Source organism: Microvenator marinus (assembly GCF_007993755.1).
Lineage (GTDB): Bacteria > Myxococcota_A > Bradymonadia > Bradymonadales > Bradymonadaceae > Allomicrovenator > Allomicrovenator marinus.
This window is the reverse complement of record NZ_CP042467.1, coordinates 1,185,659-1,198,802: the sequence shown is the minus strand read 5'-3', so window position 1 is coordinate 1,198,802 and position 13,144 is coordinate 1,185,659. Positions and strand designations below refer to the sequence as shown.

The 13,144-nt window shown below is 55.1% G+C and carries 9 protein-coding genes; 4 read left to right on the top strand and 5 right to left on the bottom strand.

Going from position 1 to position 13,144, the window contains the following annotated elements:
• Positions 1 to 16: 16 nt before the first annotated feature.
• Positions 17 to 979 (top strand): hypothetical protein, encoded by a 963-nt coding sequence (locus tag FRD01_RS05090; protein ID WP_146958234.1) that lies wholly within the window; start codon positions 17 to 19, stop codon positions 977 to 979.
• Positions 980 to 1,115: 136 nt separating this feature from the next.
• On the top strand, positions 1,116 to 1,688 hold the full coding sequence (locus tag FRD01_RS05085) for an SRPBCC family protein (RefSeq protein ID WP_146958232.1): 573 nt from the start codon (positions 1,116 to 1,118) through the stop codon (positions 1,686 to 1,688).
• Positions 1,689 to 1,860: 172 nt separating this feature from the next.
• On the opposite strand, the gene FRD01_RS05080 is transcribed toward FRD01_RS05085, so the two are convergent.
• Complete coding sequence (locus FRD01_RS05080; RefSeq protein ID WP_249756027.1) at positions 1,861 to 4,554, bottom strand: EGF domain-containing protein; 2,694 nt, start codon at positions 4,552 to 4,554, stop codon at positions 1,861 to 1,863.
• A 92-nt stretch (positions 4,555 to 4,646) separates the two neighbouring features.
• Here FRD01_RS05080 and FRD01_RS05075 point away from each other — a divergent pair, with 92 nt between their 5' ends.
• Complete coding sequence (locus tag FRD01_RS05075) at positions 4,647 to 8,009, top strand: tetratricopeptide repeat protein (protein ID WP_146958228.1); 3,363 nt, start codon at positions 4,647 to 4,649, stop codon at positions 8,007 to 8,009.
• On the opposite strand, the gene FRD01_RS05070 is transcribed toward FRD01_RS05075, so the two are convergent.
• Positions 8,003 to 8,617: a hypothetical protein gene (locus FRD01_RS05070; protein WP_146958226.1), complete on the bottom strand. Its 615-nt coding sequence runs from the start codon at positions 8,615 to 8,617 to the stop codon at positions 8,003 to 8,005. The genes FRD01_RS05075 and FRD01_RS05070 overlap by 7 nt on opposite strands.
• Before the next feature lie 65 nt (positions 8,618 to 8,682).
• Positions 8,683 to 9,495 carry a hypothetical protein gene (locus FRD01_RS24180; RefSeq protein ID WP_249756026.1) on the bottom strand — a complete coding sequence of 271 codons (813 nt, stop codon included), beginning with the start codon at positions 9,493 to 9,495 and terminating at the stop codon, positions 8,683 to 8,685.
• Positions 9,496 to 9,582: 87 nt separating this feature from the next.
• Between FRD01_RS24180 and FRD01_RS05055 the strand changes: the two genes are divergently transcribed.
• Positions 9,583 to 9,993, top strand: a complete 411-nt coding sequence (locus FRD01_RS05055) for a TerB family tellurite resistance protein (RefSeq protein WP_146958221.1) — start codon at positions 9,583 to 9,585, stop codon at positions 9,991 to 9,993.
• A gap of 3 nt (positions 9,994 to 9,996) precedes the next feature.
• Here FRD01_RS05055 and FRD01_RS05050 read toward each other — a convergent pair whose 3' ends face one another.
• The gene (locus FRD01_RS05050) at positions 9,997 to 11,577 is read right to left on the bottom strand and encodes a hypothetical protein (protein ID WP_146958220.1); all 1,581 of its coding nucleotides are present in this window, start codon (positions 11,575 to 11,577) and stop codon (positions 9,997 to 9,999) included.
• Between the two features lie 16 nt (positions 11,578 to 11,593).
• Complete coding sequence (locus tag FRD01_RS05045; protein WP_146958218.1) at positions 11,594 to 13,039, bottom strand: OmpP1/FadL family transporter; 1,446 nt, start codon at positions 13,037 to 13,039, stop codon at positions 11,594 to 11,596.
• Between the last annotated feature and the right edge of the window lie 105 nt (positions 13,040 to 13,144).

Sequence of the window (13,144 nt, the reverse complement as noted above, 5' to 3'; positions counted from 1 at the left end):
GCAAATCGGAGGCACTATGCGCGCGAAGATGTGGTTGATTTGTTTGGGAGCTTCATTGAGCTTGGCGTGTTCGGATGATTCGAGCACCAGTCAGGGACCTAATGGTGGGGATAATAATCAGAATAACACGACTCAGAGCAACAATGGCACTGGAACTGGAACGACGGGACCGAACAATGGTGGCGCCTCGAACAACGGGACCAACGCCGGATCCAATACCGGGACTTCTCCGTTCGATACGAACGAGCAGGGCCAAGTTCTCTGCGGAGATGTGGCGTGTGAATGCTCCGATGGGATCGATAACGACGGCGATGGTGTCACGGACGGTTTTGATGCTGAGTGCACGGGACCTTACGATAATGACGAGGGCAGCTTCGCAACGGGAATTCCTGGCGATAACGTGGACCCCATTTGGCAAGACTGTTTCTTTGATGGCAACTCAGGGCAGGGCGATGATGGGTGTCGGTATAAGACGGATTGTTTGACAGGCGATCTTCCAGCGGATCATCCGGATTGTACGGTGTCTCAGCGATGCATCGACTTCTGCCGCCCCTATACGCCGAACGGATGTGATTGTTTCGGTTGTTGTGAAGTCTATCCTAATGATGGCAGCGGTCCGGTCTTTGTGGTGACGGGCAGTGATTGTTCGCTGAGTGATATCGAGTCTTGCACGACCTGTGAGCAGACCGAGCAGTGCATCAACACTTGCGGCGAATGCGAATTGTGTGGTGGCAAAACCGTTGCTGACCTTCCTGCCTCTTGTTACGAGGACCCGAACAATACGACAAATAACCCAAATCCCGGGACAAACAACACGCCCGGCACAAACAATACACCGGGTACGAACAACCCGGACCCCGATCCAAACGACCCTCCGTACACATGCGATGATGGGGAGCAGGTTTGCTCGGCGACGATTCCATGCGCCGCGAGCAATGAGTACTGCTCCCAAGGGTGTTGCGTGGTGATCTTCAACTAGGCGTTCGTGAATTTTGTGTATGCTAAGCCGTCCTTACAAAGGGACGGCTTTTTTCGTTGGGTTGCGTGTCTAGTTGAGCCTGCTATCCTGCTTGACTCGAGCGAGTTTCAGCGGCCATGTGAAATTGGAGTTATGAATGAAGAAGGTGATGTTTGTGTGTGTGTTGGGGCTTTTGGTGTCATCCGTACACGCTCAAGAGACGTACCATGGTCGATTGTCGAAGGGTGAGATCATCGTTGAAACCAAAGCGATCAAAGGCTCAGATATCCCGGAAGCTACCGTGACAGCGGTGATCGACGCGCCACCCTCAAAAGTCTGGGACCTGATTTCTGAGTGTAAGAATTACAAGAAGACCATGATCCGCGTGGCGAAAGCCCAGGAGATTAGCCGAAATGGCAAAGAAGTCGTTTGCCAGGTGACCACGGCGATGCCGTGGCCGATCTCAGACCTGACGGCCAAGACCAAGGCCACTCATAAGGTCGGCCCGCCCGTGTGGAGTCGCGAGTGGCAGCTCATCGAAGGCGATTTTGAGTCCAACGTAGGCTCTTGGCGCATTCAGAGCTTTGATATCGAGAACACGCGCTCCCTTGTGGTCTACAAGGTGCACGCGGTTCCCGACCTCTCGGTTCCTGATGCACTCATCAAAAAGGCCCAGAAGGATACCCTTCCGGACCTCATCAAGCACATTCGCAAGCAAGTCTCCAAGTAAATGAGGGCTCCGTCTCACATGGATGGTCATTGCGAGGCCCATAAAAAGTCGATGGTCATCGCGAAACCCATAGAGAGTCGATTGCGAGACCCATAAAAAGTCGATGGTCAGGACTTCGTGAAGATTAACTGCTTTATGGATATCTGCTCTGCATTTTGAACAGAGCCCTCCTCTACGGGCAGTTATTGCAGATGATGTCCAGGCTGTAGGTTCCTGTGCCCGAGCCGTAAGCGTCTGCGAAGATGTAGTATGTTTGGCCCTGGAGAAGGTCTACCGTGATGGTTTCGACTCCCTGGCCCACGGAATCATCGGCGCCCGCAAGGCATGTGGTCTCAATTGTTTCGCAATCTTCAGCGATGTAGAGCACGGCATCGTATCCCGGCGTCATTGTGAACGTGTAGTTCCCTGCGACTGTCGGAGTGAAGGCGTACACCTCTTCCCGGCTACTACTCAATGGCGAGTAGGCTGCACCATCACACTGGCTGGTATCTGTAAACCTGTAGAAGGCATTGGCGGCCGAGTTGTTCGAGGCGTTGTTGTACGGGACCGCTCCAACAACGAACGGATTTGAGCAGTGGTCACCAAGCGCTGGAATGATGCAAACATCATCGAGCGGCACAGAAGGTGCGTCACAGGTACACTCATAGGAGCCATCGGTGTTGACGCAGGTTCCGTCACCGCACGGAGATAGATCACATTCGTTGATGTCCGCGCACCCTCCTGTTCCGTCAGGTTCATAGCCCTCAGGGCAGGTGCAAATCGATCCAAAGTAGTCGACTTCGCAGGTCTGGATATCGGAGCATGCATCGGTACCGTTGAGACACTCGTTGGGCTGGATATCGATGGAATACGTGCCCGATCCGGTCGACGAGTATGCATCAACGACGATGAAATAAGGGGTGTTCGCAACGAGCTCGACGTCGATGAGTTCGGTGTTTGAGCCGGAGCCGGTGTCGTCGTCCATTCCTCCAACGCAGGTGGATTCTGGGGTGGCGCAATCGGTGTAGATGGCGATCGTCACGTCATAATCGGACTGAACGCGAAGATGATAGAACCCGGTGGTGTCAGGGGTGAACATCCAAACGTTGTCGGCTCCGTTTCCACCCGAGAAGTCGAGCTGTGGGCACCACGATTGGGTCACGGTGTACTGATTTTGGAAGTCAACGTTGGTGGCCGTGTACGTAGAGAGGTCTACGAGTGTGAATGGGTCGCCGCAGGTGTCTCCGCTACGCGCGCAGCTCAAGCCATCTCCATAGAAAGGGGTGTTACAGGTACAATCGTAAGAGCCGACAGTATCGGAGCATGTCGCGTACTGAGAGCAAAGGTCGGTTCCGTCGGCACATTCATCCACGTTTGCACAGTTAACTCCGTCGCCGGTGTAACCCGTGTTGCATTCACACGTGTAGGAACCCGTGGTGTTGAGACAGGTGGCGTTGTCTGAACAGTTATCGGTACCAGCTGTGCACTCATTGACATCGGTGCATGTCACGCCGTTTCCTTGGTAGCCGAGGCTGCAGGCACACACGAACGTTCCGGGTTGGTCCACACAAATCGCGAGGGGACTGCAGTTATCAGTGTTTTCGGCGCATTCGTTGATATTGTCGCAAGAATTGGTAGCCGCGTTGAATCGGTAGCCTGGCGCACAAGCGCAGGAGTACGAACCGGCCGAATTGGTGCAGGTTGAGTTGTTAGGGCAAGGATTGCTTGCGCACTCATTGATGTCTGAGCATGTAGTGCCGTTACCCTGATAGCCTGGGTCACAGGTGCATGTGTACGAGCCCGGAGTGTTGGCGCATGAGGCATTCGAATGACAGTTGTTCAGGGTGCTATTCGAGCATTCATTGATGTCCGTGCATGTGGTGCCATTGCCTTGGAAGCCAGGATTGCATGAACACGTATAGCTGCCCTGCGTGTTATTACAGGTTGCGTTCGTATGGCACGCGTCGGTGCCATTGGTGCATTCGTTGACGTCCACACACTGGACGCCATCGCCCTCAAAACCAGCGAGGCATGTGCACGAGAAGGAGCCAGGGGTATTGGCGCAAGCAGCATTAGGGCTACAATTGTCCAATCCGAGGTCGCATTCGTTGATCTCGGTACACGCAAACCCATCGCCGTTATAACCCGCAGGGCATGCACACTCGAACCCGCCTTCATTGTTGGAACAGATTGCGTTGGGGTCGCACGGGTTAGTGTCGCATTCGTTGACGTCGGCACAAGACGTGCCGTCTCCCGCGTATCCTTCAGGGCAAACGCAAGTGAAGGTATTTCCTTCTTCCACACACTCTGCGACCTCGTCGCAGATGCCACAGGGTGTATTCTCACATCCCGGTCCGAATCCGATGCCGTTCTCGGACTCACAATAGGAGTCTGGGGCGCAGAGGTCATCGAAGCAGGTGGTTCCTGGCGCGCAGCCGTTGGCGCATGCATCGGTACAGATCTGCACGTCACCAAAAGCCACACATTGGCCACTCAGGCACTCCGAGGCTTCCAAACAGGCAGCTCCAACTTCGAGCTTCTCGGGTGCACAGAGGTCGTCTTCACAGACGTTGGTTGAGCAGTCGGACGGCTGGGTGCAGGCCTGTCCGAGCTCACAAGGAGCGCAAGATCCGCCGCAGTCCACATCGGTCTCGTCGCCGGAGATCACACCATCCGAACACTCGGCCTGCATGTCTGGAGGCATATCCACCTGATTATTGGAACCGGTGGTCTGAGTGTTGTTGGAATTGTTGAGGTTATTCGACCCGTTGTTTGAATTGTTCGGGTCCGTATTGTTGCCTTGCGGTGGCCCTTTCTTGATATCATCGGTTCCGCAAGCCGCGAGAAAAAGCACTAGAGGCGCCATCCAAAAATTAGACTTCCACATAATTCGAGCTCCTGAAGCATGTAATCTATATTGAAGCATATATCAGAAGGTGGATAAACTCCCCTGAAAGAGTCTGAAACCCGGGAGCGAACGTGGACGAGATACGAGAAGACCTCAGGCGTCGCGAGGCTTGGAAAGAACTTGTGGTTCATCTTGAGCGTCTCGGCTCCATTCATGGGTCTGAGGTCCAAGGGGAGATGGTCTCGGTGCTTGAGATGATGATGCATTCGGGGCGTGAAGACTGGACGGCTTTTGCGGAGCCGAGGCTCGAGAAACTCTATCTCCAGATGGGGGAATCAGGCGATCACGAAGCCTGGAAGTCTCTGGCCGCCCTCTATTTGGACAGGTCTGAGCGGCTTTCGACGGATGTACAAGGCTTTTTAAAGGCGCGACGGGCTTCATCGCGGATTTTCGAAGAACGACTGGGAGAGGCGGGGAATGCGCTCTTGGTCTTGCTCTCGTCGCTTGGGAGCGACGTGGTTGGGCAGCCTCAGATTCTGGATGATTTGGAGCGTTTGGGGCAAAAGACTGGCTCGTGGAGCGAGATTGTCTCAGCCGTGATGTCTGCGGGCCAAGAGGCCCAAGGTGTTGATCGCGTCAACGTCTTGAAGCGGCTAGCCAAGTGGGCCGTGAGATTTGCCGGAGACGAGGTGAGGGGAGCGGAACTGCTCTGGCAGGTGTTGGAGCTGGCCCCTGAAGACCGTGAGGCTTTGGGCGAGCTGGACGCGCTTTACAGAAAGCGCAATCAGTTCGGAAAGCTCGCCGAACTCCTGATTCTGAAGGCCGAAATCGAGTCGAACCCCACTAAGAAAGTCGAGATTTGGTTTGAGCTCGCGCGCCTTGCGCAAGGACCTTTGGACGATTCATCAACCGCAGCCGAGGCCTTCGAACAAGTTTTGCTCATCGAGCCTACGCATGGCGCGGCGAGCATGGCGCTCGAGGCGATCTATGAGGACAAGGAATCGTGGGCGGATCTTCTGGAAGTTTTGAAACGACGAGCGCTTGGGGTTGCGCCCGAGGAGCGTGTGAGGCTGGAGTCGAAAATCGGCAGGGTTCTGGCGAAACTCGGTGAGATCGATGCGGCCGTCACGAGGCTCAAGGCGGCGCACCCGGATCCTCGTGATCTCGTGCAGGCCTTGCGTGCCGAGGCGCAGACCGCTGAGGCTGGCCCGCGCGCGCGCTTCCTGGCCGAAATCGGTCATATATACGCAAGGAGTTTGAAGGAGCCATTGGCGGCGTTTCATTTCTATGAGCAGGCGATTTCAGCGGACTCTCAGGTTTTGGACGCGGCCGAGCCGCTCGCCGACGCATATCTGGCGGATGAGGCGTGGGAGAAGGCCCTGGGGCTTCTAGAGACATTGGTGAGGAGGTATCGCGATGAGCGAGATTCGATGTGGCTTCATAAGCGATGGTTGCAGATCGCTCTGGCGTCCGAGAGGCTTGGGCGAAAGGCGCAATCGGCCCAGGCCTATCGAGAAGCCTTTGAGCTCAATCCTCGTGACTTTCGGACTCTCAAGGGTCTGTCTAGGCTGCAATTCGAGTTGGGTGACCACAGCGCAGCTTTGAGGGGCTTTCAGAGGCTTTTGGAGGACTTTGATACGTCGCTCGCGCCTAACGAGCGCCTCGGTGTGCTTTACATGTCGGGGCTGGCCTTCAAGAGCCTTGGGCAGAATGATCGAGCGGTGGAGTTCTTCGAGCGCGTGTTGGCATTAAATCCCGGGCACCTGAATGCGATTCGATTCTTGGTTGAACATTATGAGGCGAGGGAGGATTGGGGGCGATGGGTACCCTTGGCCGAGGCGCGGATTCGTGCCGAGTCGGAGGCCCTGGTGAGGTTTCGGCAGTACTGTCGCCTGGGCGAAGTATGCCACGAAAAGCTCAACCGTCCTGATTTGGCGATGCAAGCCTATCGCGGAGCGATCGATATCGACCCAGAATCCATCGTGGTTTTGCGCAAGCTCCTCGATCTCTACACCAAGACTCAGAAGTACCCACTGGCCGTGAAGGTCTTGGAGAGGCTGATCGAGCGAGAGTCTGATAGCGGCCGGCAAGCAAAGCTTCATTACACGGCTGCTGTACTCTACCGAGACCATATCGGCGATCGTGGCGCGGCGCTTAGGCATTTTGACGTGGCTTTAGATTCTGATTCGGGTTTTTTGAAGGCATTTGAGGCGATCGACCGCATTTTAACCGAGTCCAAGGATTGGCGCGCGCTCGAGATAGCGTATCGACGGATGCTCAAGAGGCTTGCCGATATTGGCAAGTCTGGGAGCGTGGAGCGGATGTTGTTGCGAGGCTTGGGCGAGATTTATCGCACGCGACTCGGCGACTTGAAGTCGGCTCTCGGTGTATTTGAGGTGCTGAGGTCTCGCTACCCCGAAGAAGAAGGCACCGCTCTGATACTCGCCGATCTTTATGGGAAGACGGGAGATGTGGCGGGTGGTCAGGAAATCCACAGGGAGCTCCTGCTGCAGGATCCCTTGAGGGTGGAGAGTTATAGCGCGCTCTTTGACCTCTATATGGCTAACGAGCGCTTTGACGAAGCGTGGAGTATGGCGGCGATTCTATCGTTTCTGCGCGTCTCGATGCCGGCCGAAGAGCAGTTTTATCAAGAATATCTGGGTAAGAATCTCAAGCTCGCGAAAGGCAGGCTGAACCATGAGGCGATGGGACGAGTGGTGCACCCCGACCAAGACCCGTTGATCTCTGCCATTTTGTCGTATGCCTCTCAGGCCTTGAGGCCGATGTATTCAGAAAACCTGAAGGGTGTTGTGGACCCAAAGAAAGACCTCATTCCGCAAGGGAAGGGCGTCTTTCGCAAACTCTATGATTACGCGGGGCAGACCCTGGGGCTTGTGTCACTTCCGGAGCTGTATCGCATTCGTGAGAGGGGCCTCGTGGCGTTGAATGCGGAGCGGCCTGCGTTGGGGGTTGGAGCTGACCGCCTGGAAAGCGAAAATGATAGGGAGAATGCGTTCTTGGTGGCGCGCATGCTCTACGCCACGCGTCCCGAGACGTATCTTGGCGCGCTCAGTTTTGATGCTTCAGTGATCTACACCATGTTCTTGGCTACTTTGGAGTCGGTAGATCCGAGTTTTGGTTTCTCGGCCCAGAGTCGCGATCCGAATTTTGCGAAGGCGGTCAAGGAAATGCGCAAAATCCCTGACCAGATGAGTCTATCCTTGAGGACTCTGGTGGCCGAATACAAGCGTCGCGGCGGGCAGGTTGATATTGTGCGTTGGCTTCGAGGTACGGAGCATACCGCGAACCGGATTGGGCTCCTTCTCTGCGGAGATTTGGCGTTGAGCGCGAGCTTGATCAAATACGGAACCACGCATTTCTCCGATGCGAACTCGGAGGAGTGCCTGCGCGAATTGACCAGATTCGCGGCGTCTCCACTCTACGTAGAGATGCGACGCGAGTTAGGCTTGGGCCTGGCAAGTCGGAGCTATTGAAAGACGTAGCGGGCGGTGAAGAGTGCTTGCCCACTAATCTCCGTTTCCCATTCGATCTCGTCTGGGCGAGTTGAGTTGTAGACAGGCAATTGCATGGCATTGGAGCGGATCATCATGCCGAGTTTCAGTCCCGAGAAGTTGAGTTCTCCGCCTGCGCCTACAAAGGCTACGGGGGCAATCACAAAGGCTTGTGTGCCGTAGACTTCGACGTCTGAGAATTCGGCGCCGCCGCCGAGAGTGACGAGTGGAGAGATGAGTTTGTCTTTTCGGAAACGTGCGCCAACGGCCAGGGTGGAGTGTAAAGAGATGCGGTCGATGCCGGATTTCACAGGCTCCGCGACGGCATGGTAGAGGTCGAGCGCGGCCTCGGAATAGAAGTTCTTGTATTCGACGGTCAGGAACGCGCCTGTACCGTTCATGCGGCAATTATCCCAGTCGAGGTTTCCCTCTTCGTTGACGTGTCGAAATCCGTATCCGCCGATTCTAGCGCCGAGACCTAGCTCCACCGCAGGCTCAAGAGAGGTTTCAGACTTCTCGTGTAGGTTCAGCTCCTGTGAAGACGCAGGCGAGGCCGCAAACAAAAGAGTAAGTAGTGTAATCCATTTCATAAAAAACGCTCCGGGCTGTTGGTCCGAAGCGTTAGTCGTAAGGGCTGAGGATTTTTGTGCAGGGGTTATTCAGCGGAGTAGAGTTGTGTGAAATCATCCTCTTGTGCATTTTGCCCAAACTCCTTTGCCTGCAGCGTGCCACCGGAGACACAGTAGTGATAGGTCGCGGTGTTTCCGAGTCGGCTAACAGAAAGCACTCCTTCATTGACTGTGTACGTTGAGGTGTTGTTTGTGGTGTCCGTATAGGTGATGTCACATTCGCAATCGTTGCCCACAGCGGTGCAAGTTCCACTTGCGCCAGGTTGGGTGTTGATCGCCGTTTGCAGAAGCGTGCAACGAGCAATTCCAGCCCCTGTGGTGCATTCTTGGGGAACTAGGACAGTAGCGGAAGCCGTGACGGTGACGTCTCGTTCAACATTTCCCTGGTCGTCGAACTCCAGAGTCCCAGTCATTTCGTAATTTTGGTCAGAGACCGTGGCGTTGGGACACTGCTGCAACAACTGCGTGAAGTCGTATTCGCCGCAGATATCCGAAGCATTCCAAGTACCAACTACATCACCTCCACACGCCTCGGTTTCGCCGAAATCGGGGTTACAGGTTTGAGGGTTCCCGTTGTTGGTGTTGTTGGTGTTGTTGGTGTTGTTGGTGTTGTTGGTGTTGTTGGTGTTATTGGTATTGTTCGTGTTTGTCTGATTGTTCGACGTGGCATTCGTGGCGTTATTGCTTTGCGTGCCGTTGTTCGACGCAGAATTGGAATTATTCGAAGTCGTTTGGTTATTGGTGTTATTCGTGTTGTTGAGGTCTGGGTTGGGAGCTGTTCCACTCTCTTCGCCACAGGAAATCGAAAGGGCCACTAAAGCTAAAAAAAGTAGTTTCATCACACACCTCGCATTCATGAAGTTTCATTAAGTTGAGTGCAAAGTTTACCGCGGGTTTCGTTCAGGAATCAACAAATTGGAGAAAAAATGGAGATCAAGTTGAATACAGTTCAAGTGTTGGCTCTGGCTGATATCTTGATGGGGGCGGCTCACGCAGACGATGAGTTCGATGGCATGGAGGCTGGCGAGATCTCGGATATCTTGCACGATATCGTGGGCGAGTTCTCGACTGAGCTATCGATGCGTCTGGCCTCTTTTGACGAGGAAGATTTTGACCTGAAAGAAGCTTGCAAACCGCTTCTAGGCTTGAGCCCACGCGAGAGGCAGGGTGTGGTTGCGCGGGTAGCGAGAGTCACGGAGTCGGACGGAATCCACGACATCAAAGAGAGTCAGTTCATCCGCCGATTGATAGGTCTTTTGGAGTGTGATTTGGAGGGGTTTGACGACCACGTTTTTGAAGTTGAGATCGTCACACCCCCTCCGTTGCCGAAGTCCTAGGTCCTATTCAGGACATGAGGATTCGGCGGGTTCACCGGAGTTGCTCGCCGCAAACGTACCGGCTGATGCCGTTGGGAATGGATCGAAGAGGTTGACTGATACGGTTCCGCACATGGTTCCGGCAGCGGAGTCAGCCTCAGTGGAGACTATCTCCACGTCAGCGGTGCCACCGTTAGCAAGGAGCGGGTTTGCCCCTGGTGGAATGCGGAAGTTGCGCATTTGCAGTTCGACCTGGCCGTCAGGCCGTGCGGATGCTTGTTGCAGCGTGGCGAGCACGGTCTCGCCATCAGATTTGGCGATCCAGGCACCTGTGAGGCAGGTCAGCGGATGCGTTGCCATTTCAAGAGTCACCAACGTTGGGTTTCCTTGCGAGCTCTGCGTCTCAAACTTCAGATCCCAGGTGCCCGCGAATGGTGCCAAACCGCAGTCTTCATTGGGAATGATGACAGAACAAGAGGAGGAGGTGGTTGCATCTTGAATTGTGAAGTCTTGAGATTCCGCCCTGATCATCGCGAAGTCTCCAGGAAGGCTGATGCCTGCTGACTCGAGTGAGAAGGTCAGATCACCACAGGCGCCTTCAGTGGTCCAGTGTGACGCCTCCAACATGAGTTTAGCTTCGCCTCCATCTGGAAGAATCGGAGTAGCTCCGGGAGGAATCGCGAAATCAGGCACGACAATGGTCAATACATCGTCGAGCTCAATCCCGAACTCAACGGTGCCGATTTGGGAATCGTCGACAAGAGAGTTGACGGTTCCAGCATAGCAGACTTCGCTGTCCCCATTGCTTTCAAGGGTGAGCGCCACCTGCCGTCTTTCTGACTGACCGCTGGCGTGGAAGGTAAGTAGATACTCGCCTTCTAGGCCGCCGGGGCAACGTGTTTCAGCTTCAGGTCCCATGTCGCCATCCATATCACCCATGTCCGTTTCCCCCATATCGGGTTCGGGCACGATGTTTCCTTCGCACTTAGGGATGGGAACAAACTCCGCCAGTGTTTCGTCGGTTACGACTCCCGCGCCAAATGTTGAGCCCGTCAGGTCGAGCATGGTGGGAAGGGTAGCTGCGCCTCCCGCCAAACCGCACCAACTAGTGGAGCTCGTGACAAAACCTTGGAGTTCTATTGTTGCGAGGATTTCTGCTCCGCTGAGCGGATTAGCCTCTCCTTCTACGCTCGCATCTACGAGGGAGAGGGTGAAGGTGCCCTCTTCCGTAAGCTGAACGTTTTCGACTACGATCGCGTCGCCCACTGGTGTTCTGGCGTCAGGCCGGGCCGCTCCGTCGGCGTCAAAGTCCGTTTTGAGAGGCTGAAAGCTGAAGTCCACGAGGAAGTTCTCGTCTACCGTGACTGTGGTGTCAAAATAGATCGGCAAAGAAGGAGCCGTCACGGTTGCGAGAGCCATGAAGTAGCGTCCGGAGAAGTCTACTTGCACGGTGTTGTTTGGCTGCCCGTTATTGGTGCTTCCTCCGCGGAACTCCTCGGTTTTTTCCCCAAACTCGTCATAGCGACCTTGAGGGTTGGGGCATGCGACGAGGAAGGCGCTTGCAAGCATGAGCGAAGATAGCGCAAGTGGTCGTAAGTTATGCATTGCCATACCTTTTATATCAGAACGAGAAGTTCAAGTTTGTGTTGATAAGGAAAATATTCTGGTTGTAGACGCCCTGATTTCCGGGCTGTCTTGAGGGCAAACGCAGGTCGTTGTTGCCGTCCGAGCCAGATGTGTCTCGCTCGAGGTAGAACACGTTGGTTGCTGTGAGCGCGCCGCTGAACCATTTGGTAAATCGGTAATCTACGCCGAGTGATGCTGTAAACTTGTCCATGTCCATGAGCGATGCGTCGATGGTTTCGTCAGGTACTGCATTCGAATCGTAGCCACCTCCGAGAAGCATCTCAAGATCGGCGCTGAACCAGTAGCTAAAGCCAGCGCGGACGCCGAAGCTGTCGGTGTAATTTCTAGGAAGGTTTTGGATCACACGGCCGGTGTCGGCGTCGGTGCTTGCGAACGATCCGTCGTCGTTAACCGCACAAGCGGCTGCCGCGTCTTCGATGGTCGAGTTGACCAGACATTGGTTCTCAAAGACGCTCCAGCGGGTGTAGTCGCCGAAGAGTCGGAATTCGTAGCGCGCCTTTGGACGCACGCGAATGCCGAGTCGGAACACGTCCGGCAAGCTTGAGGTGAGCTTGATATCTGCCTCATTGCCCGGTGCGGGTCCGAGGTAGTTTTGAAGGGTTCCTTCGTACTCGATATCACCGTTGAAGTTCGGCATGGATTGGTAGCTTGCGCCGAGCCAGGCTTTTCTGCGCCAGACCTCCCAGAGTACACCGGCTCCGAGACCGAAATCTGTGGATTCACCTTTGACCAGTGAGCGTCCCTCTTTGAGGTTTCCACCGGCTTCGAGGTCGTCGGATCCGTCCGTGTTTCTGGCCCTGAGCGTCTCGATGGATGAGAGATAGACGTTGCCGGTCAAGCCGAGCGAGAGCCTTGCGGGTTCGATATGGTAGGCGACGCCTCCGGTGAGGGCCATGGTCCGGATGCTTCCGTCGATGGCGTACCACCTCTGAGAGCCGTCAGAGGCTCCAGGGAACTCGTCGCTTGCGCTTTGCTCGTCCCAAGCTGCTTGGCCGCCAAAAGGCACGTAGAAGGCAAATCCGAGCCTCAGGGGCGTATCGAGCCCGAGATCTGACGAGATACCGAACATCGGCGAGGCGATGATATTGTTCAGCGTGCCTTGGCCGGAGTTTGCCGCCAGCGCCCTTGCATTCTTTTCCGGGTCGTCGGGGAATGGCGTTTGGTCGTCGATCGCCGAAACTGGGCGGTCGTAACTGGCCGTACGAAAGGCGGTGCTGACATCGATCATCAGCTGGGTGCCTTCGGACATGCCGATTCCCGCGGGATTGTAGTAAAGCGTGGACGGGTTGGTTTCGGTCGGGTTTCCGCGCTCGCCGCCGAATCTCGCGCTTGCGAATCCGCCAGCAAATGCCGCGCTAGAGGTTAATGCGATGGTGGCACCAAGTGTCACAGACAGAGCACAAGTTCTTCCAAGCATCATGAAATTCGCCTTGGTTCGAGTGAACAATTCAAGAAGGTACCCCCGGCGTATATCAGGTTTTCCGTGAAATTCCAGTAGCTTCGCATGACGCAGTGCATCATGTTT

Bases quoted from the DNA above. Each gene is read 5' to 3' on its own strand.
- FRD01_RS05045 (WP_146958218.1), bottom strand. From the start codon at position 13,039: ATGATGCTTGGAAGAACTTGTGCTCTGTCTGTGACACTTGGTGCCACC.
- FRD01_RS05080 (WP_249756027.1), bottom strand. From the start codon at position 4,554: ATGTGGAAGTCTAATTTTTGGATGGCGCCTCTAGTGCTTTTTCTCGCG.
- FRD01_RS05070 (WP_146958226.1), bottom strand. From the start codon at position 8,617: ATGAAATGGATTACACTACTTACTCTTTTGTTTGCGGCCTCGCCTGCG.
- FRD01_RS05090 (WP_146958234.1), top strand. From the start codon at position 17: ATGCGCGCGAAGATGTGGTTGATTTGTTTGGGAGCTTCATTGAGCTTG.
- FRD01_RS05050 (WP_146958220.1), bottom strand. From the start codon at position 11,577: ATGCATAACTTACGACCACTTGCGCTATCTTCGCTCATGCTTGCAAGC.
- FRD01_RS05085 (WP_146958232.1), top strand. From the start codon at position 1,116: ATGAAGAAGGTGATGTTTGTGTGTGTGTTGGGGCTTTTGGTGTCATCC.
- FRD01_RS24180 (WP_249756026.1), bottom strand. From the start codon at position 9,495: ATGAAACTACTTTTTTTAGCTTTAGTGGCCCTTTCGATTTCCTGTGGC.
- FRD01_RS05055 (WP_146958221.1), top strand. From the start codon at position 9,583: ATGGAGATCAAGTTGAATACAGTTCAAGTGTTGGCTCTGGCTGATATC.